General features: G+C 62.6%; 17 protein-coding genes. 8 read left to right on the plus strand and 9 right to left on the minus strand.

The window, feature by feature from the left end:
- Window positions 1-199: 199 nt before the first annotated feature.
- Complete coding sequence (locus MRY80_RS05985) at window positions 200-400, minus strand: DUF2892 domain-containing protein (RefSeq protein WP_293289013.1); 201 nt, start codon at window positions 398-400, stop codon at window positions 200-202.
- A 115-nt stretch (window positions 401-515) separates the two neighbouring features.
- The gene (locus MRY80_RS05990; RefSeq protein ID WP_293289015.1) at window positions 516-1,811 is read right to left on the minus strand and encodes an FAD/NAD(P)-binding oxidoreductase; all 1,296 of its coding nucleotides are present in this window, start codon (window positions 1,809-1,811) and stop codon (window positions 516-518) included.
- Window positions 1,812-2,161: 350 nt separating this feature from the next.
- Here MRY80_RS05990 and MRY80_RS05995 point away from each other — a divergent pair, with 350 nt between their 5' ends.
- The 4 genes from MRY80_RS05995 (at window position 2,162) to MRY80_RS06010 (ending at window position 7,191) form a co-directional block, all read left to right on the plus strand.
- The gene (locus tag MRY80_RS05995; RefSeq protein ID WP_293289017.1) at window positions 2,162-3,190 is read left to right on the plus strand and encodes a BMP family ABC transporter substrate-binding protein; all 1,029 of its coding nucleotides are present in this window, start codon (window positions 2,162-2,164) and stop codon (window positions 3,188-3,190) included.
- A 75-nt stretch (window positions 3,191-3,265) separates the two neighbouring features.
- The gene (locus tag MRY80_RS06000; protein ID WP_293289019.1) at window positions 3,266-4,777 is read left to right on the plus strand and encodes an ABC transporter ATP-binding protein; all 1,512 of its coding nucleotides are present in this window, start codon (window positions 3,266-3,268) and stop codon (window positions 4,775-4,777) included.
- Window positions 4,774-5,913, plus strand: a complete 1,140-nt coding sequence (locus MRY80_RS06005) for an ABC transporter permease (protein ID WP_293289021.1) — start codon at window positions 4,774-4,776, stop codon at window positions 5,911-5,913. The genes MRY80_RS06000 and MRY80_RS06005 overlap by 4 nt, the downstream gene beginning before the upstream one ends.
- Before the next feature lie 6 nt (window positions 5,914-5,919).
- Window positions 5,920-7,191: an ABC transporter permease gene (locus MRY80_RS06010; protein WP_293289023.1), complete on the plus strand. Its 1,272-nt coding sequence runs from the start codon at window positions 5,920-5,922 to the stop codon at window positions 7,189-7,191.
- A 77-nt stretch (window positions 7,192-7,268) separates the two neighbouring features.
- Here the strand turns inward: MRY80_RS06010 and MRY80_RS06015 are convergent, their stop codons facing one another.
- Window positions 7,269-8,213, minus strand: coding sequence for a Gfo/Idh/MocA family oxidoreductase (locus MRY80_RS06015; RefSeq protein WP_293289025.1), 945 nt, complete (start codon window positions 8,211-8,213; stop codon window positions 7,269-7,271).
- Window positions 8,214-8,395: 182 nt separating this feature from the next.
- Complete coding sequence (locus tag MRY80_RS06020) at window positions 8,396-9,655, minus strand: LysR family transcriptional regulator (RefSeq protein WP_293289027.1); 1,260 nt, start codon at window positions 9,653-9,655, stop codon at window positions 8,396-8,398.
- 177 nt (window positions 9,656-9,832) lie between these two features.
- On the opposite strand from MRY80_RS06020, the gene MRY80_RS06025 reads away from it, so the two are divergent.
- From MRY80_RS06025 to MRY80_RS06040, 4 genes are all read left to right on the plus strand, one after another.
- A complete protein-coding gene (locus MRY80_RS06025) occupies window positions 9,833-10,705 on the plus strand; it encodes an amidohydrolase family protein (protein WP_293289029.1) in 873 nt (290 codons plus the stop codon).
- A 248-nt stretch (window positions 10,706-10,953) separates the two neighbouring features.
- Window positions 10,954-11,310 (plus strand): protocatechuate 4,5-dioxygenase subunit alpha, encoded by a 357-nt coding sequence (locus MRY80_RS06030; protein WP_293289031.1) that lies wholly within the window; start codon window positions 10,954-10,956, stop codon window positions 11,308-11,310.
- Window positions 11,311-11,322: 12 nt separating this feature from the next.
- Window positions 11,323-12,171 carry a class III extradiol dioxygenase family protein gene (locus MRY80_RS06035; RefSeq protein WP_293289033.1) on the plus strand — a complete coding sequence of 283 codons (849 nt, stop codon included), beginning with the start codon at window positions 11,323-11,325 and terminating at the stop codon, window positions 12,169-12,171.
- A gap of 152 nt (window positions 12,172-12,323) precedes the next feature.
- Window positions 12,324-13,214 carry an alpha/beta hydrolase gene (locus tag MRY80_RS06040; RefSeq protein ID WP_293289035.1) on the plus strand — a complete coding sequence of 297 codons (891 nt, stop codon included), beginning with the start codon at window positions 12,324-12,326 and terminating at the stop codon, window positions 13,212-13,214.
- 9 nt (window positions 13,215-13,223) lie between these two features.
- Here MRY80_RS06040 and MRY80_RS06045 read toward each other — a convergent pair whose 3' ends face one another.
- The 5 genes from MRY80_RS06045 to MRY80_RS06065 form a co-directional block, all read right to left on the minus strand.
- Entirely contained in the window at window positions 13,224-14,459 is a 1,236-nt protein-coding gene (locus tag MRY80_RS06045) for an aminopeptidase P family protein (protein ID WP_293289036.1), read from the minus strand.
- Between the two features lie 156 nt (window positions 14,460-14,615).
- On the minus strand, window positions 14,616-15,470 hold the full coding sequence (locus MRY80_RS06050) for an ABC transporter permease (protein WP_293289038.1): 855 nt from the start codon (window positions 15,468-15,470) through the stop codon (window positions 14,616-14,618).
- Between the two features lie 10 nt (window positions 15,471-15,480).
- The gene (locus MRY80_RS06055) at window positions 15,481-16,761 is read right to left on the minus strand and encodes an ABC transporter permease (protein WP_293289040.1); all 1,281 of its coding nucleotides are present in this window, start codon (window positions 16,759-16,761) and stop codon (window positions 15,481-15,483) included.
- Window positions 16,762-16,843: 82 nt separating this feature from the next.
- Complete coding sequence (locus MRY80_RS06060; RefSeq protein WP_293289042.1) at window positions 16,844-17,971, minus strand: extracellular solute-binding protein; 1,128 nt, start codon at window positions 17,969-17,971, stop codon at window positions 16,844-16,846.
- 88 nt (window positions 17,972-18,059) lie between these two features.
- The gene (locus tag MRY80_RS06065; RefSeq protein WP_293289044.1) at window positions 18,060-19,154 is read right to left on the minus strand and encodes an ABC transporter ATP-binding protein; all 1,095 of its coding nucleotides are present in this window, start codon (window positions 19,152-19,154) and stop codon (window positions 18,060-18,062) included.
- Window positions 19,155-19,318: the final 164 nt, after the last annotated feature.

Below are 19,318 nucleotides of genomic sequence, written 5' to 3' on the forward strand. Positions count from 1 at the left end.
ACGGATATTGCGATCATGATGCGACACTTATGCGCTTCACTGCCTGTCGCCACAATGACCTTTGTCAATTCGGAGCGCAGCGGATGGGGGCAAACAGCATTCGGCGGCGCCGCAAGAAATGCGACACCGCCGGACTCGATTGCAGACTGGAAGAAAATGCGTCGGCGATATGCGCGCCGATCGCCGGCGCAGCAGCCTGTCAGAAGGCAGTGCCCGGTTTGACGCCGATCGCCTTGAAGATCATCGCTGCCGGACAGAAGCCGGTGAAGGCCGACTGGATCTGGTTGAAGCCGATGAAAACGGTGAACCAGAGGAAATAGGGCGACACATACCACGTCAAGAAGACGGAAAGCAGCGTCATCAGACCTGCGAAAGCCAGCACCATACGGTCGAGGGACATCTGAACCTGAACTCCTTTGATGTCGCGCCCGCCGAACGCTCGGCGGGCTCCTCAATCATATATGTAATTCTTGGTATATATGTCAAGTCTTATATTTGACTTTCCTTATATACAATCAGGCATCCTCGATCTCGAACTTGACCTCCTTGAGCTTCTGAATGCCCAGCGCCTGCATGGCGAGGCGTTCATAGGCCGGTTCGGATTTGCCGGACTTGATCTTGTGGATGAAATATTTCTCGAAGGCGATCTTCGCCAGATGGACCCACTTGCCGGACGACGACCAGTTGACGTTGCGCGGCGGCAGTTGCGGCTGCGCGACGAAGGCGATGCCGGAATCGCCGAAATCGGCCAGACAGACCGCGTTCCAGGTCCCCTGCGCGTCCGGTTGTTCGCCGCGCACCAGCTTGCCGATATTGTGCGCCGTGGCCGTGACCATGGATTCGATCATGAAACCGGTCTTCGGCACGCCGACCGGAACCGGTGTCGGCCCCATCGGCGGGATCGCGACGCACACGCCGACCGAGAAGATCTCCGGGAATTTCGGGTTCTGCTGGTGCTTGTCGACGACAATGAAGCCGCGTGGATTGGTCAGCCCCTCGATGCCGCGCACCGCCTCCACGCCGCGGAACGCCGGCAGCATCATCGAGAAGGCGAAAGGCAGTTCGTGATTGGTCTTCACCGAGCCGTCCTCGGCGACTTCCGTCACGAACATCTTGCCATCTTCGACCCTGTCGACCTTGGCGTTGTTGATCCACTTGATGTGGTGGTTGCGCATCTCGCTTTCGAGCAGGCCCTTGGTGTCGCCGACACCGTCGAGGCCCAGATGGCCGACATAGGGCTCGGAGGTGACGAAGGTCATCGGCACCTTGTCGCGGACCTTGGCGTCGCGCAGCGCCTTGTCGAGGATGAAGGCAAACTCGTAGGCCGGTCCGAAACAGGACGCGCCCTGCACGGCGCCGATGATCACCGGACCGGGATTGGCGACGAGCTTGTCGAAGGCCGTCTTTGCCTGCACGGCATGATCGACATGGCAGACGGATTGCGTATGCCCTTCCGGCCCGAGCCCCTCGATCTCGTCGAAAGCAAGGTCGGGCCCGGTCGAAATCACCAGGTAGTCATACGCGACGTCAGAACCGTCGTTCAGTTCGATGCGCTTTTCCTCGGGATGTACCCGCTTGGCGCCCTGCGAATAGAGTTCGATGTTGCGCCGCTTCATCACGCCCGTCAGGTCGACCTCGATGGCGTCCTTCTCACGCCATCCGACAGCCACCCACGGATTGGAGGGGACGAACGAATATTTGCTCCCGTTGGTGACAACGGAAACCTTGTGTTCCTTCGAGAGTTCCTCGCGAACCTCGTAGGCCATGATCGTGCCGCCCAACCCGGCACCCAGAACGACGACATGCGCCATATGCATACTCCTCCAGCGAGCCCTGATCGGGGCACCAACAAAAGATGAGTCCTGCATGCGACGAAACACGGGCGCATTGATCCGTATCAACGGCTGACCGAACGGAAGCGCCCGCTTCTGCGACAAATCGCCGTCGATCGCCGCATCCGCGCCGCTCTCGGCCGGTCGCGGCGTTCCCTCCGCACCCCGCATGATCCCGCTGCCGGCCACGCCCGTGACGTTCGGTCAGGGTATTGGTTTTCCGGATGATTCCGGCATAGTGTCGTTTGCGTGCAGCCTCGCGAAGGTTGGGTCTTGCAAATCACGTCCGGGTTATCTTCAATCCGGCCTTCATTCCCAGGGAGTATCCTATGATTCACAAGAGCAGACTTATGGGCGGCGTTGCGATTGCGACGGCGCTGCTTTTCGGTTCGATCTCTTCGGCCGCAGCCTTCACCGCCTGCCAGGTGACCGACACCGGCGGCATCGACGACGCGGGCTTCAACCAGACCGCCTGGAAGGGCGTCGAAGACGCGATGGCTGAAAAGGGCATCGACGGCCGTTTCCTCGAGAGCCAGGCCGAGACCGACTATGAGGCCAACCTGAATTCGCTGCTCGGCGGCGACTGCGACGTGATCATCACCGTCGGCTTCCTGATGGGCGACGCCACGAAGGCCGCCGCGGAAGCCAACCCTGACCAGAAGTTCTCCATCGTCGACTTCGCCTACGACCCGACGATCCCGAACGTCGTCGGCCAGGTCTTCGCCACCGAGCAGGCCGCTTTCCTCGCCGGTTACCTTGCTGCCGGCATGTCCGAGACCGGCGTGATCGGCACCTTCGGCGGCATCAACATTCCGCCGGTGACCGTCTTCATGGACGGCTTCGTGCACGGCGCGGCCTATTACAACGAGAAGAAGGGCACGGAAGTGACCGTTCTCGGTTGGGATCCGGAAGCCAAGGACGGCCTCTTCACCAACAACTTCGAGAGCCTGGACGACGGCCGCACCTTCGCCCAGAACCTCTATGACGAAGGCGCCGACATCGTCATGCCGGTCGCCGGACCGGTGGGCCTCGGCTCGGCCGCCCTTGCCGACGAACTCGGCACCGACAAGCTGAAGATCGTCGGCGTCGATGCCGACCAGTATCTCACCGACACCGAGAAGCAGCATGTCTACCTGACCTCCGTGCTCAAGCGCATGGACGCCACGGTGCAGGCCGTCATCGACTCGGCCATGGACGGCAGCTTCGAAGGCGGCCTCACGGTCGGCACGCTGGAGAATGACGGCGTGGGCCTCGCCCCGTTCCACGACTTCGATGACGCCGTTCCCGCCGAGCTGAAGTCCGAGCTTGAAGAGATCAAGGCCGGCATCGTCGACGGCTCGATCACCATCGGCGGCTAAGCCCGCCTCTTGCCGGCCCGCCGCCGCCATGAGCGCGGCGGCGGGCCTGTCCGTGCAACTGGGGAGACCAACGCGGTGGACGTTGAACTGAGGGGCATCACCAAGCGCTTCGGGCCGGTCACGGCCAATGACAATGTGAACCTCACGATCCGCGCGGGCGAGGTTTTGGGACTGCTGGGCGAAAACGGCGCCGGCAAGTCCACCATGATGAACATCCTGTCCGGCCTCTACTCGCCGGACGAAGGCCAGATCCTGATCGACGGCAAGCCGGTCGATTTCGAGGGGCCGGGCGACGGCATCGCCGCCGGCATCGGCATGGTCCACCAGCACTTCATGCTGGTTCCCGTCTTTACGGTGGCCGAAAACGTGATTCTCGGCGTCGAGCCGACCGGACGGCTGGACTATCTCGACCTGAAGACGGCGCGCGCGCAGGTGCGCGACATCAACGACAAATACGGCCTTGAGGTCGATCCGGACGCGCTGATCGAGGAATTGCCGGTGGGCATCCAGCAGCGCGTCGAGATCATCAAGGTGCTGTTCCGTTCGGCCGAAGTGCTGATCCTCGACGAGCCGACGGCGGTGCTGACCCCGCAGGAGGTCGAGGACTTCTTCGGCATCGTCAAATCGCTGCGCGACGCCGGCAAGGCGATCGTCTTCATCACCCACAAGCTGCACGAGATCCTCGAGATCGCCGACCGCATCAACGTGCTGCGCGGCGGCCGGATCACCGGCGAAGGCGATCCGAAATCGCTGACCGAACAGCAGCTTGCCGAAATGATGGTCGGCCGCCCCGTTTCCTTCGACGTGCAGAAAGCGCCCTTCAAGCCAGGCGAGACGCTGCTTGAAGCGCGCGATCTGGTCGTGCTGAACGACAATGACGACATCGCGGTCGATCGCGCCAGCTTCCACATCCGCTCGGGCGAGGTCGTCGGCATCGCCGGCGTCCAGGGCAACGGCCAGTCTGAACTCATCGAAACACTCACCGGACTGATGCACGCCGCCAGCGGCAGCGTCAGTTTTCTCGGCAAGGACGTCACCCACGCGTCAGCGCGCGAACGTCACCGCATGGGCATGGCGCATGTGCCCGAGGACCGTCACAAGTCCGGCATGATCGCCAATTTCACGATCTACGAGAACATGGTGCTCAACACCTATTACGAGGACCGCTTTTCCAGCGGACCAAGCATCAAATGGCCGGAGGTGCTGAAGACCGCGGCGAAATATTCAGTCGATTTCGACGTGCGTACGCCGTCGATTTATCTGAAGGCCGGCAATTTGTCGGGCGGCAACCAGCAGAAGATGGTCGTCGCCCGTGAACTGGAGCGCGAGACCAAGCTGGTCATCGCTTCCCAGCCGACGCGCGGTCTCGATGTCGGTTCCATCGAATATATCCACAAACGCCTGATGGAGGCGCGCGACGAAGGCGACGGCGTGCTGATCGTCTCCTCCGAGCTTGACGAGATCATGTCGCTGTCCGACCGCATCCTGGTGATGTTCGAAGGCCGGATCGTAGCCGAATTCGACACAGCGGCAGGGCCGGTCGACAAGAATGCCGTCGGCCTGGCCATGGCGGGAGTGCATGCATGAGCGATACGACCAACCAGCAAGACTTGATGCGCAAGCTCATGCAGCGCGCCGCACCGGGCCGCGCGGAGTTCGAGGATCTGGTCATCGTGCCGATCTTCGCCGTGATCGTCGCACTGATCGTCGGCGCGCTCATCATGCTGGCGACCGCCGTGGACATCGCCACGATCGGCAAATCCTACCTCGCCCTCCTTTACGGGGCGGTCGGCTCGCTCAACGCCATCTCCGAAACGCTGACATCGGCGATCCCGCTTGTGCTTTCAGGCCTTGGGCTCGCTCTGGGTTTCCGGGCCGGCCTGTTCAACATCGGCGCCGAGGGCCAGATCATCGTTGGCGGCATCGCAGCCGTCATCGTCGGCTTTTCGTTCGAGGGCCTGCCCTGGGTCATCCATCTGCCCCTCGCCCTGATCGCCGGTGCCGTGGTCGGCGGGCTCTATGCGTCGATCGCCGGCTGGCTGCGCGCCACGACGGGGGCGCATGAGGTGATCTCCACCATCATGCTCAACCTCATTTCCTATCGCCTGCTCGACTACATGCTCAGCCTCAGCTGGATGCAACGCGAAGGCCGCTCCGACCCGGTCTCCAAATCAGTGGTGCCGAGCGCCGAATTGCCCCGCCTCCTGACGGATATCGATCCCAACCTGCGCCTCCATGCCGGCATCTTCCTGATGATCGCCATGGTCCTGCTGGTCCACTGGCTGCTGTTCAAGACGAAGATCGGGTTCGAGTTCCGCGCCTCGGGCGAGAACCCGGATGCGGCCCGCTATGCCGGCATGCGCGCCTCGCTGATCATCGTCCTCGCCATGGCGACGGCCGGCGCACTTGCAGGCCTCGCCGGCGCCAACCAGGTGCTTGGCGTGCTGGAGCGCGCGACGCCCGGCTTCTCCGCCGGCATCGGGTTCGACGCGATCTCAGTCGCCCTGCTCGGCCGGTCGCATCCCGTCGGCGTGCTCTTCGCGGGCTTGCTCTTCGGCGCGCTGGAAGCCGGCGGCAGGCAAATGCAGGTCGATGCCGGGGTCTCGATCGACCTGATCGGCATCATCCAGGCGCTCATCATCGTCTTCATCGCGGCACCGCTTCTCGTCCGCGCGATCTTTCCCTGGGGCTTTCAGAAGCCCGCGTCGGGACGCAAGGAATAATCGGCCATGACCGCAGCTTCGACGACCGACACCGCGTCCGGCACCAAGATGGAAACCCACAAGGACCGCCAGGCGCGCATCTATGGCGCGGTCCTGCTCGGGCTGGCCGTGCTCGTGGCCGGCGTTTTCGCGCTGGATACCGCCGGGGACGCGACCTTCCGCCTGTCGCGGCCGCGTGATCCCTGGGTCGTCCCTGACCTTGTCGTGCCAGCAGCGCCGTTCAATTTCTTTGTCGCTGCGGTGCTCGCCTTGCTCGGTCTGCGACAGTTCATGCGCGGCGGCTTCAAATGGTCGACCGTCTCGATCGCGACGGGTTTCGCCATTGCGGTCGCCGCCTTCCTCGTCTGGGCGACGGCCGGCAAGTCCTTTTCCCTGACCGGCATGTTGTCGGCCACCGTCGTCGCCGCCGTCCCGATCGCGCTCGGCGGCCTGGCCGGCGTGCTGTCGGAACGCGTCGCGGTCGTCAACATCGCGATCGAGGGCATGCTCTTGGCCGGCGCCTTCACCGGAGCGCTGATGGGATCCCTGCTCGGCGGTTGGGGAGGCCTCCTTTGCGCCGTTCTCGTCGGCGGCATGTTCGGCTTCATCCTCGCCGCGCTCGTCGTCACCTACCGCATGGACCAGATCATCGCCGGCGTGGTGATCACCCTCTTCGTGATCGGCGTCACCTCCTATGTGTCCAGCCAGGTCTTTTCGGAGTATCGCTTCCTCAACAACGCGCCGGTGTTCCGCGCCTGGAAGATCCCCCTTCTCGGCGACATTCCGATGATCGGCCCGGTGCTGTTCAACCAGAACCTCTTCGTCTACGGCGCGTTGATCCTGGTGTGTGCGGCCACCTACTACCTGTTCCACACCCGCTACGGGCTGCGCGCCCGCTCCGTCGGCGAACATCCGCGCGCCGCCGACACGCTCGGCATCAACGTCTATCGCACCCGCTACATCAACGTGACGCTGGCCGGCATGGTCGCGGGCTTCGGCGGCGCCTGGTTCACGCTCGGCTCCGTCGGCCGCTTCGACGAGAACATGACGGGCGGCCTCGGCTATATTGGCCTGGCCGCGATGATCTTCGGCCGCTGGCATCCGGTCGGTGCCTTGATGGCGGCCCTGATCTTCGGCTTTGCGGATTCGCTGCAGCAGAAACTGGCCATCGTGCGCACGCCGATCCCGTCGGAATTCCTGGCCATGGCGCCCTATTTCGCCACCATCATCGTCGTCGCCGGCTTCGTCGGTCGCTCCCGTCCGCCGGCAGCCGATGGCAAGCCCTACGTCAAGGAATAGGCGCAGCCTTCTCAGGCAAAAAAAGGCCGGACGCTTTCGCGCCCGGCCCGCTCGGCGTCCCCCGCCTCGCTTGAACCTTATTTGAACGACCGCTCGACCTTGTCCAGCGTCTCCATGGCAGGCAGCACCTGCGCGACGCTCGAATTCGGCTCGCGGCCTTCCTTGACCGCCGACACGAACTCGCGGTCGATCAGTTCGATGCCGTTGTTCGAGACCGCCACGCCGGACAGGTCGATGGGCTTGTCATAACCGTCGAAGAGGTCGTCGTAACGCGCCAGATAGGTGCCGTTGTCGCAGATATAGCGGAAGAAGGTGCCGAACGGCCCCTCATTGTTGAAGCTGAGCGACAACGTGCAGATCGCGCCCGACGGCGTCTTCATGCCGATCGTCATGTCCATGGCAATGTCCAGGTCCGGATGCAACGGCCCCTGCAGGCCGAAGGCTTCGGAAGCCGTCTCGCCGGTCTGATACTGGAACAGATCGACGGTGTGGCAGGCATGGTGCCACAGCAAATGGTCGGTCCAGCTACGCGGCTCGCCCTTCGCATTGGTGTTGGAACGACGGAAGAAATAGGTCTGAACATCCATCTGCTGGATCTTCAGCTCGCCAGCGACGATCTTGTTATGGATCCACTGGTGCGAGGGATTGAAGCGGCGCACCTGCCCGGCCATCGCGACCAGCCCGGTTTCCTTCTGCTTGGCAACGACGGCCTGACTGTCGGCAAGGCTGTCAGCCATCGGAATCTCGACCAGCACATGCTTGCCGGCGTCCATGCACTGGATCGCCTGGGCGGCATGCATCTGCGTCGGCGTGGAAAGGATGACGCCATCGACGTCGTCGCGCGCCAGGCACTCGGCCAGATCGGTCGCCGCGTGGCCGATGCCGCGCTCGGCGGCCAGGGCGTCGATCTTCTCGCGCGTCGGTCCCATGACCGAGGTGACTTCGACACCGTCGATGTTGGACAGGGCGTCCAGGTGCTTCAATCCGAAGGCGCCATATGCGCCGGCGACACAAATTCTCATCGCTTTCCTCCAGTCGTTGTCGTGTTCGTCAGGGCCATCGGCAACAATGCCGCGCACCGCAAGGCGCCGACGACCGCCCGCATAAGCTGGCGATCCACGGCGCAACCGGCTTCCGGCCCTCACATTGTCGATCGCTGCTTAGCATCCCCTTGATCGAATTGCCTATTCAATTGCATCGACGCCTATTCATTCTCCGAATAAGCGGCCACCGCCACAGCGTCCTTCGGCTGCATGGATCGGCCGAGCTCGCGCAGGTAGCCGAGAAACTGCTGCTGCGTCTTCGTTGGCCGCCAGCCTTGCCGATAGGTCAGCCCGATGGTCCGGGCGCTGTCCGGCAATTCGATGGGCAGGGGCAGCAGGACCCGCTGCTCATATTCGTGCCGGATCTGGTTGAGCGAGATGATCGTGATGTAGTCTCCGGTCATCAGAAGACCGCGCACGAGCACCAGCGAGGATGACACGACCCGCACCGGCGTCTGCGGCAGGTCCTGGATCCGCAGCGTGTCATAGAGATAGCTTCCGGCCGGCGTGGTCTTCGGCGGCGCGACCCAGGGATAGCGTAGCACGTCCTCGATGGTGACCGCGTCGCGCTCGGCAAGCGGATGGTTCGCGCCCGCCACGATCGCCAGCGGATCGTCGAACAGCGGTTCCTGCACGATGTCGTCGGCGGGCGGCGGATCGCGCAATGCCCCGATCAGCATGTCGATGTCGCCATAGCGCAGCCCGTGCAACAACTCGCGGTAGCGCCCGTCGACGGCCCGGATCTGCACACGCTCGGAACTGCGCACCATCGCGTCGATCGCCTGCGGCAGGATGAAGGTGCGCGCCAGCGGCAGGGCACCGATCACGATATGGGTGGAATCACGACCGAGATAGTCATCGACCTCGTCGAACCCCTGCTGCAGCTCTGCAAGAGCGAGCTTGGTGCGTTGCGCCAGCGCCTGCGCGGCCGGCGTCAGCGAGATGCCCTCATGCGCCCCGGCGAACAGCTTGAGGCCGGAAAGGCGCTCCAGATTGCGGGCCGCGCGATGGATGGAGGGCTGCGAAATGCCGATATTGCGCGCAGCCATGGAGAAGTTGCTGGCCTCCGACACGGCGACCAGCGCGCGCAATTGCGCCGCCGTCAGCAGCCGGTCGAAATCTGCGAAACCACGGCCCTTCTGGCGCGCGCCCAGCCGGGCGGCGTCGCGCGCGCCGGCCTGCAAATGGTCGAGCGCCCGCTCCACACGCGCCAGGAATTTCCCGCCAATGTCGGTCGCGAACATGCCGTCGCGCCGCCGGTTGAACAGCGGCACGGACAACTCCTCTTCCAGCTTGGCGATCGCCTGGGTGACCGCGGGCTGAGAAAGATGCGCCCGTTCGGCCGCAAGGCTGACGCTATGGCAATGCGCCACTTCGCGAAAAACGCGCAAATGCCGGATGTTCGGCAGGCTCTGTCTCATTGCGCTGCAACATACCTCTTTTCGCCGTCTATAGCAAAATTCTATATCATGCGAACTGTTTGAAATGGGCAATTAGCGGAATTTCGCCCATTTTTCGGCGCGCTCCCATTGGCGGACGCTCAAACAAGTTGCGATATATCAATGCAACGGAAAACAGAACGGGACTGACGGGACACCATGGACGCCGATTTTCTGCCTTTTCACCCCAATCCGTCGAAACCGGCCTTCGTGCCGCCGGCTGGAGCGGTGGATGCACACTGCCACGTCTTCGGCCCGGCCGACACGTTTCCCTATGCGCCGGAGCGCAAATACACGCCCTGCGACGCGCCGAAGGAGAAGCTCTTCGAACTGCGCGATTTCCTTGGTTTTGACCGTAATGTCATCGTCCAGGCGACCTGCCACGGCAAGGACAACCGCGCTCTCGTCGATGCGCTGAAGGCCGCCGGCGACAAGGCGCGCGGCATCGCTTCTGTCGGCATGGACATCTCCATGGACGAACTGAAGGAGATGGATGAAGCCGGCGTGCGTGGCGTGCGCTTCAACTTCGTCAAGCGGCTCGTCGATTCGACTCCCAAGGAGGTCTTCCTAACGATCGCCGACAAGATTGCGCAGCTCGGCTGGCACATCGTCGTCTATTTCGAAGCCCAGGATCTCGAGGAGCTTCTGCCGTTCCTCAAGCAGCTTCCCACCACCATCGTGGTCGACCACATGGGCCGCCCGGACGTCACCAAGGGCGTCGATCATCCGGACTTCCGACGCTTCGTCGATTTGATGGCAGACAACACGAATGTCTGGAGCAAGGTGTCCTGCCCGGAGCGGCTGAGCGTCGAAGGTCCGCACGCCTATTCCGACGTGATCCCCTTCGCCAGGACGCTGGTCGAGACATTCCCCGACCGCGTGCTCTGGGGCACCGACTGGCCGCACCCCAACATGAAGTCCCACATGCCCGATGACGGCAAGCTGGTCGACTTCATTCCGCACATCGCCGTCACGGCCGAGGCGCAGCAGAAGCTGCTCGTCGACAATCCTATGCGGCTCTATTGGGGCTGACTATACGGAACGCCTGCAGTCGCTCAAACCAGATAAGCGGTACCGGCCCGGATGCTCCCCGCATCCGGGCTTTTTTCGTTCTCAGGGCCGAATTTTCAGGCTGATCAACCAAGTGAGGACGGCGAGGTCATATAAGTTTTGCGTAACGATCATTCATTCTCGCGCCGCGCATCGCCCGCTTGATTTAGGTCAACTCCGGCACTCGCGACGCCCGTGTATACATGGACAAACGCTAGGAGGAAGGAACTATGGACCAACCGGGTTTTGACTATCACATCGACATTCCGGGTACGACCATCTTCGACGGCAAGCAGGCCATGAAGGGCTATGCGCTCAACAAGATGTGCTACTCGTTCAACAAGAAGGACAACCGTGACGAGTTCGTCGCGGACGAAGAGGCCTACATGGAAAAGTTCGGCCTCAACGACCAGCAGAAACAGGCGATCCGCGACCGTAACGTCCTCGGCCTGATCGAGGCCGGCGGCAACATCTACTACCTCGCCAAGTTCGCCGGTATTTTCAAACTGTCCGTTCAGGACGTCGGTGGCCTGCAAACCGGCCGCACGACCGAGGAATTCAAGGAATTCCTCGCCAGCCAGGCGTAAGGAGGATCGATCATGGCTACAATTCTCGGCGGCATCACCACCTCGCACATTCCGGCGGTCGGCAACGCGATCCAGAAGGAACTCTATGACGATCCCTACTGGAAGCCCTTCTTCGACGGCTATCCGAAGGTCCATGCCTGGATCAAGGAGCACAAGCCGGAATACGTGATCAACATCTACAACGATCACGGCCTCGGCTTCTTCCTCGACCAGATGCCGACCTTCGCGATCGGCGCGGCGCATGAATACAGGAACGAGGACGAAGGCTGGGGCCTGCCGTCGCTCGATCCGTTCCCCGGCGCACCGGAACTCTCCTGGCACATCATCGAATCGATGGTCGCCGACGAGTTCGACGTGACTTCGTGTCAGGAACTGCCCGTCGACCACGGCTTCGTCGTCCCGATGCAGCTCTTCTGGCCGGGCGCGCCGCATCATCCGGACATGCCGAAGGCGGTGCCGATCTCCGCCAACACGGTGCAGCATCCGATCCCGACGCTGAAGCGGGCGCTGAATTTCGGCAAGGCGCTTGGCAAGGCGCTGCGCTCCTTCCCGGAGGACGCCAAGATCGTGATCCTCGGCACCGGCGGCCTGTCGCACCAGCTCGACGGCCAGCGCGCGGGCTTCATCAACAAGGAGTTCGACCAGTACTGCTTGGAGAACATCGTTCACAATCCGGAAGAGCTGACCAAGATCACCCGGATGGAACTGGTCGAGAAGGCCGGCGCCCAAGGCACCGAGTTCCTGATGTGGATGATGATGCGTGGCGCGCTCGGCGACAACGTCACCGAGATCACCCGCAACTACCACATCCCGATCTCCAATACCGCAGCAGGCACGCTGCTCCTGGAGTGCGCCGCCTGACCGGCAGTCAGACAAAGCGCAAATCGACAGTATGAACACACGCCCGGGCTCTTGGCCCGGGCGTTTCCTTTTGCAGTAAGGCTCGGGCTGGACGGGAACGAAAACGGTGATCGCGAATTGAATCCCGGTATCGACGATCAAGCCGGACATCCATGAACGCTGCAGCCACGATCCAGACCCAGCCATGTTCGGCGACACTGCGCCCACAGTCAGCGCACATTCCCGCCCTGGCAGCGGGTTCGACGGTTCCGGATTTGCGTATCGGCCCGGCGACCATGCGGCAACCCGACACGGTGTTCCTGCATGGCGTGCTCTCTTCACCGAACATGTGGAAGGGGCTATCGCGTCCGGACGATCCGCTGAACGCCGTTGCGCTCCCCCTGCCCGGTCATTTCCCATGGGCGCTTCCGCCACAGGACGTTGCGAACCTGCTGACCGATTTCAAGTTTCTTCACGCCTATCGCAACCGGATCCGCGAGTTGACAGATCGTCGCGTCAGGCTCGTGGCCCATTCAACCGGGGCGCTAGCCGCGTTGAAGATGGCCGCCCTCTGGCCGGACCTGATCGACCGGGTCGTCCTGTTCGGCGCCTTGGGCTGCGGCAGGAAGGCGGCCACCCGCAGCATGATGGCGAATGCCGTCACAATGCCCTGGATCGGCCGCTCGCTGTTCCGCCTGCTCTACGATCTCTGGCTGCACTCCCCGAACCTGTATGCGATGGGCGTCGCGACAGCGAAGGCCCGGCAGGATCGCAGGGAACCGCTGCCGATCCACGAGCAGACGATCCTCCGCGATCTCCGCCGCAGCGATCCGGAATCGCTGCGCGCCGTCGTACGCTGGCTGCAAACCACGTCCGTCACCGACGATCTGCCTGGCATCGAGGTGGCCGTGACCGTCGTCATCGGCGCCCGCGACCCTGTCGTCGAGGCCGATGAGCAGCTCAGGCTGGCCCGCGCCATTCCGTCGGCCACGGCCGTGATATGCGATGCGGGCCACCTCCCGATGTTCGAGGCGCCCCGCATCGTGCGCAACATGCTCGGATAGCGGACCCGGTCAGGTGCGCCGGATGATCATCTCTTCCGGTCCGTAGGGGAAGTTGGTGATATTCTCCGCCCCGTCCTCGGTGATGACGAAGATATCGTGCTCGCGGTATCCGCCAGCTCCCGGCTTGCCCTCCGGGATCATGATCATCGGCTCCATCGAGACGACCATGCCCGGCTTCAGGACCGTATCGACATCCTCGCGCAATTCCACGCCCGCCTCACGGCCATAATAATGCGACAGCACGCCGAAGGAGTGCCCGTAGCCGAAGGAGCGATACTGCAGCAGGTCCCAGGAGCGGTACATGTCGTTCAGCGCCAGCGCGATCTGCGAACATGACTGGCCCGGACCAATCATGTCGGACCCCGCCTTCATCACCGCGCAGTTCTTCTCCCAGAGGTCGAGATGCGCGTCGGAGGCTTCCTCGCAGAACAGCGTCCGCTCGATCGCCGTGTAATAGCCGAAGATCATCGGGAAACAGTTGAGCGAGCAGATGTCGCCGCGCGCCACCCGCTTGTTGGTGACGGGATTGTGTGCGCCATCCGTCATGATGCCGGACTGGAACCAGGTCCACGTATCCATCAGTTCGACGAAAGGAAAGCTCTTGCCGATCTCGCGGATCATCGCGTTGGTGGATGCGATGGCGACCTCGTATTCCGGCGTGCCCTCGTGCAGAGCGTCCATCACGGCCCGTGCCCCGACATTGCAGATGCGAGTGCCTTCGCGGATCAGCGCGATCTCCTCGCCGGATTTGATCGTGCGCATCCACATCGAGGCGTCCGCCACATCGACGAACTCCACGCCCGGAAACGCCTCGCCCAGATGGCGCCGGAAGTCGAGCGAGACATGGTCGAACTCGATGCCGACACGCTTCGCGCACGACGGGATCAGCGATTTCAATGCGGTGAAGAAATTGTCGCGCCGCCAGTCCGAATAGATGACGTTGTCGCCATGGCTGCGCCGCCACGGTTGCCCGCCATCGATTCCGGCCGTGACGGTGGTCGCGCTGTCCGCGGTCAGCACGAAGCCGAATTTGCGCCCGAAATAGCAGTAGAGGAAGCCGGAATAGTAGCAGATGCCGTGATAGGAGGTGAAGACGGCCGCGTCGATGTCCTGTGCGGCGAGATGCGCCCGCATCTCGTTTTGCCGCCGGTCCATTTCGGCGTCCGAAAAAGGCGACCATTCCTTGTCGCCATTCTTCCATTGGAAGACATGCAGCATGTCTTCGGTGCTGGTCTTGATCGTCATGTGAGGGGTTCGCTTCGTATGGCCTGATGGCTCCCGGCACGATTGCCGACAACGTTGGCCAAGCCGGGAAGTGAAACCGGCGCGACCAGTCTAGTCAGACGAACGATCTTGTCCAGCGGCCAGCCGGGACGCGGCCTTGCCGAATTGCGACATGCCCTAGCCGGGCGTCATGCCGCGCAATCTCTCCGAGCGCCGACGCAGCAGTTCCAGCACTGTCAACAGCACGATCGAGATCGCCACCATCAGCGTCGCGACCGCCAGAATGGTCGGCGAAATCTGTTCGCGCAGGCCCGTGAACATCTGCCATGGCAGCGTTTTGTAGGAGGCCGAACCGAGGAACAGCACCACGACCACTTCGTCGAACGAGGTGATGAAGGCGAAGAGAGCGCCCGAAACCACGCCCGGAATGATCAGAGGCATCTGCACCTTGAAGAAGGTCGTGACGGGATCGGCGCCAAGGCTGGCGGACGCCCGCGTCAGCGACCTGTCGAACCCGACCAGCGTCGCCGTCACCGTGATGATCACGAATGGCGTGCCCAATGCGGCATGCGCCAGTACCACGCCCCAATAGGTGCCCTGCAAGCCGATGCGCGAATAGAAGAAATACATGCCGGCTGCAGAGATGATCAGCGGCACGATCATTGGCGAGATCAAAAGCGCCATGATCACCGACTTGAACGGCACATGGCTCTGCGACAGGCCGATCGCGGCGACCGTACCGAATGTCGTCGCCAGGATCGTCGCCACAGGTGCGATCGTTACCGAGTTCCACAGCGCCTGCTGCCAGTCGGGATTGGTGAAGAAATCGACGTAGTGCTTGACCGAATAGCCCTCCGGATCGAGCGCCAGCATCTTCGGCGTGAAGGTGAAGAAGTCCTCCGCGTTGAAGGAGAGCGGCATGATCACCAGGATCGGGAAGATCAGGAAGAAGAAGATCAGCCCGCAGATCACGCGGAAGGCGTAGTACCAGGTGACCTGCAGATTGGAGGAATAGGGCGGAAGTGCGCTCATGGTCTGCCTCCTAACCCAGCTTCACATTGTCGATGCCGACGATCCGGTCATAGACATAGAAGAGCAGCATCACCAGGCCGAGCAATATGGCTCCGAGCGCTGCGGCGAGCCCCCAGTTGAGCGAGGTCGATATGTGATAGGCGATACGGTTGGAGATGAAGATGCCGCTCGTGCCGCCAACCAGTTCCGGCGTGATGTAGTAGCCGATCGCCAGGATGAAGACGAGGATGGCGCCGGCGCCGATGCCCGGTACGCTCTGCGGAAAGTAGACCCGCCAGAAGGCCGTCCAATCGTTTGCGCCAAGGCTCTTCGCCGCCCGCACATAGGAGGGCGAGATCGTCTTCATCACCGAGAACAGCGGCAGGATCATGAAGGGCAGCAGGATATGCGTCATCGCGATGATGGTGCCCGTCTGGTTGTTGATCATCGTCAGCCGGTGGGCGTCGTCGATCAGTCCGATCCAGACCAGCGTGTCGTTGATCACGCCCTGCTGCTGCAGCAGCACCTTCCAGGCCGAGGTGCGCACCAGAAGCGACGTCCAGAACGGCAGCAGCACCAGGATCATCAACACGTTCGACGTTCGAAGCGGCAGATTGGCGAGCAGATAGGCGATCGGGTAACCCAGCACGAGGCATGACAGGGTGATCACGATCGACAGGAAGAGCGTGCGCCAGAACAGGAACAGGTAGATGCGCTCCTTCTCCGGCTTCATCTGGATGCCGTCGGCGGTGCGCTCCGCATCCACTGCGGCGAGGAAATAGCCGTCGGTCAGCGGCGGGCTGGCGCGCTTGATCACCTGCCAGGTCTCCAGCGCCCCCCAGTCCTCGTCGATGTCGATGAAACCTTCCTTGTAGGGCGGCTCCAGATTGGTCGCGCGGCGGCCGGACTTGCGGAACAGGCCGGACATGCCCGGCTGCTCGTAGTTCAGACGCAAGCCCAGGCGCGTATGTGTCTTGTTCTTGAAGGCCTCGACGAAATCGGCGTGGAACGCCTCGAAGACAGCCTCGTCCGGCAACTCGCCGGAGGTCGCGTCCCAGCTCTTCAGCGCTTCGACCGTGCGCGGAATGGTCTCCTCGACCATGCCGTTTTCCACCGAGCGGAACAGCATGTCGGCGATCGGCGCGATGAAGGTGATCGTGATGAAGGCGAGCAGGGGCAGGATCAGCAGGAAGCTGCGCAGTTTCTCGCGCCGCAGCGCCCGCGCCAGCGATCTTTTCAGCGGCGTGCCGTCCGCTGCGCGCATGACGCCGTCGCTTGGCAGGCCCGTCTGGGTGGTGGTCGTGCTGCTCATCGAGATGCCCTGGCCTTCTGGAAAGGGGCGGTGCGGCGGCGAACCGCCGCACCGGATCAGGTCAAGCCTTGCGGCTCAGGCCTTACTTTGCGAGCCAGGCCTGGAACTTCGCGTCAACGTCGTCGGAATAGGACGACCACCAGTCGATGTTGTTGACGATGATGTTGCCCATGTTGGCCGGATCGGTCGGCATGTGCGGGCCCATCTCGATGCCGAGTTCGGCGTGCTTGCCGACGAGCGGAGCAGACGACGCACGAGCCGGGCCGTAGGAGATGTACTTGGCCTGGTCGGCGAGGCGCTGCGTGTCGGTGGCGAAGTACAGGAAGTTCTTCACGCGGTTCAGGCGCTCTTCCGGCAGACCGGCCGGGATGATCCAGCCGTCGAAGTCGAAGACCTGGTAGTCCCAGAGCATCGCCACCGGCTGGTTCTGTTCCTCGATCACCGAGAACAGGCGGCCGTTATAGGTCGAGCCCATCACGATTTCGCCGTCGGCGAGCAGCTGCGGGGTGTCGGCGCCGGCCGACCACCAGATCGTCTCGTCCTTGATCGTGCCGAGCTTGGCGAGCGCCTGGTCGATACCCTCGTCGGTCTCCATGACGTCGTAGAGGTCTGCCTTCGCGACGCCGTCACACAGCAGAGCCCATTCGATGTTCTTCTTCGGGCGCTTTTCGAGCGCGCGTTTGCCCGGAAACTTCTCCAGGTCGAAGATGTCGCAGACCGAGGTCGGGACAGCGCCGTTCCAGGCTTCCACGTCGGTGCGGTAGCCGAAGGTCGTGGAGAACACGATCTGCGGGATGAAGCAGGGCGAGATCAGCGACTCGCCGAAATCTTCCGAAGCCGGCGTGCCGTCGGAGGCCGGAGCGAGGATTTCGTCGATGTCGACTTCCATGGCCAGGCCTTCGTCGCAGAGGCGAACGGCGTCCGGGCCTTCCACGTCGACCAGATCCCAGGTGATGTTGCCGGCTTCGTTCATCGCGCGCAGCTTGGCGACGGCCTCGTTGGAGGATTCGTCGTAGATGAACTTCGTGCCGGTCATTTCGGCATAGGGATTGGAATAGGCGTTCACCTGGGACGCCTGATAGGCGCCGCCCCAGGAGACCACGGTCAGTTCATCGGCACAGTTCTCGCACTCGGGCAGATCCTCGGAGATCACCGGCCCGGTGAATGCGACGCTGGCGGCCGCCGCCAGGAGCATGTGTTTCAATTTCATCTGGGTACTCCCTTTCGATAAAGGCCGGACGGGGTTCGCCCGTCACAACCAACTTCGCCGCCCCGCAACCCGGAACGGCACTCACGCGTCAGGAAACGGCATCAAGCGCCTTGCAGTCTTTTGCGGACCAGCCGATCTTGCGCATCTGCCCTTCCTGCAAATCCCATCTCTGGCCACGGTTGCGGACCTTGACGATGAACTCGTCATTGCCGGCAACCTTCATGCGGACCCGGATGTGGTCACCGAGATAGATCAGCTCCTCCACCAGGCCTTCCACCTGGTTTTCCTGCTGATCGGTCGGAACGACCTCGATCCTTTCCGGCCTGAGGGAAATCGTCGTCCGGCTGCCGACCCCGCCGACGTTCACGGCATCGGCAAGCAGTTCGGAGCCGTCGTCCAGACGCACCATGCACTGCTTTCCGTTCAGGGCCGCGACTTCGCCCGACAGCTTGTTGTTCTCGCCGATGAACTGCGCGACGAACGAGTTCTGCGGCTCCTCGTACAAGGCCTCCGGCGGCGACAATTGCTGGATCACGCCGTCATTGAAGACGGCCACGCGGTCCGACATGGTCAGCGCTTCGGTCTGGTCGTGCGTCACGTAGACGACGGTCACGCCGAGGCTCTCGTGGATGTGCTTGATCTCGTACTGCATCTGCTCGCGCAGTTGCTTGTCGAGCGCGCCCAGCGGCTCGTCCATCAGCACCAGTTCGGGATCGAAGACCAGAGCGCGGGCCACGGCGACGCGCTGTTGCTGTCCGCCGGACAGCTGCGCCGGACGGCGCGAGCCGAACGCGCCGAGCTCGACCATTTCGAGCGCCCGCTTGATGCGACGTTCCTGCTCCGACTTGTCCATGCCGCGCACCTGCAGCGGGAAGGCAAGGTTCTCCGCCACGGTCATGTGCGGAAACAGGGCGTAATTCTGGAACACCATGCCGATTCCGCGCTTGTGCGGCGGCACGTTGTTGATCGGATGATCGTTGAGGAAGATTTCGCCGTGGGTGGCCGGCTCGAACCCGGCCAGCATCATCAGGCAGGTGGTCTTCCCGGATCCCGACGGCCCGAGCATCGTCAGGAATTCGCCTCGGGCGATATCGAGATTCAGGTTTTTGACGACCAGGGTTTCACCATCGTAACTCTTCTGCACGCTCTCGAAGCGAACAGCCGCACCACGATTTGAGCTCATGTCGTCTCCTGTTTGCTTGCGGCCATGCGCGCGACCCGCGCAAATCCGGCTCGGAACCCTGTTTCACGGCATTCCGTTCCGACAGCCCACTTGCATGAAAGCGAATGTGCTCCCCGCTTGTAAAGGGATAGCAGCGTTTTTTTTCATCACTCGTCAGATTGCGC

Source organism: Oricola sp. (assembly GCF_022763245.1).
In the GTDB taxonomy this organism is placed as follows: domain Bacteria; phylum Pseudomonadota; class Alphaproteobacteria; order Rhizobiales; family Rhizobiaceae; genus Oricola.